Origin of the sequence: Companilactobacillus mindensis DSM 14500, assembly GCF_001434275.1 — a bacterium.
Classification (GTDB): Bacteria; Bacillota; Bacilli; order Lactobacillales; family Lactobacillaceae; genus Companilactobacillus; species Companilactobacillus mindensis.
Genome location: NZ_AZEZ01000081.1, coordinates 1 through 804 on the forward strand (window position 1 = coordinate 1; position 804 = coordinate 804).

Genomic DNA, 804 nt, shown 5'->3' on the forward strand with positions numbered 1-804 from the left:
AAAAAGTTCTAAGTAAAGAGTTTAATCTTTACTTAGAACTAATCTTAGGTTGTTTCTTAATGCATATTACGAAACCCGATGATATTGCCCTTGAAGTCGGTACTTTGTTGCAAAAGAGTGCAGCTCAATATAAGAAAATCATTGAGGAAGATAAAAATAAAAATCGTTAAAAATCGATATCTAAGAATTAAGTCATGCCATACACTAAAGTCGCGTAAATACGATGATGGGAGTGATAAAAATGGGAGTCGCGAACGCACAAAAGTACACGATCAGCAAACACGCGGCCATGCGCATTAGAACTAGATTCAATATTGTACCAACTAGAGTCAAAACTTGGGTCAATCGATTTTTGACAGCTGCCACTTTCTTTCAGACTTGCAATGAATCTGAAGGAGGAAAACGAGAAGTTTACAAAAAGGACGATGTTTTGATGGTCCTTGATGTTGAACAATTTATCGTGGTGACAGCCTATCAATACAATCCTTTCGATAAAACGAGTGGTTTGAGCGACGATATGAAAAAACTGTTGCGGCCATCGTTGAAGCGAATTATCGGGCAACAGCATATTAATTTGAGAGATAAGTTGGACGGATTGATGCTGGATTTGCAGCTGAATTATCAATCTTTTCAGACTCATCCGCAATCGATGACGGATTTGCAAAAATATTTAGCGACGATTGCCGAAATTAATAAACAAATTGCCGATTCCCAAGCCTTGATCGAGAATGTACATAACTTGATAAAATAGGAAACAACCTAAGATTAGTTCTAAGTAAAGATTAAACTCTTTACTTAGAACTT

The 804-nt window shown here is 36.4% G+C and carries 1 protein-coding gene; it reads left to right on the forward strand.

The genetic code is table 11. The features are described 5' to 3' along the window. Positions 1–241 precede the first annotated feature (241 nt). The gene (locus FD29_RS07415; RefSeq protein ID WP_057888308.1) at positions 242–751 is read left to right on the forward strand and encodes a hypothetical protein; all 510 of its coding nucleotides are present in this window, start codon (positions 242–244) and stop codon (positions 749–751) included. The last annotated feature ends 53 nt before the right edge of the window (positions 752–804 follow it).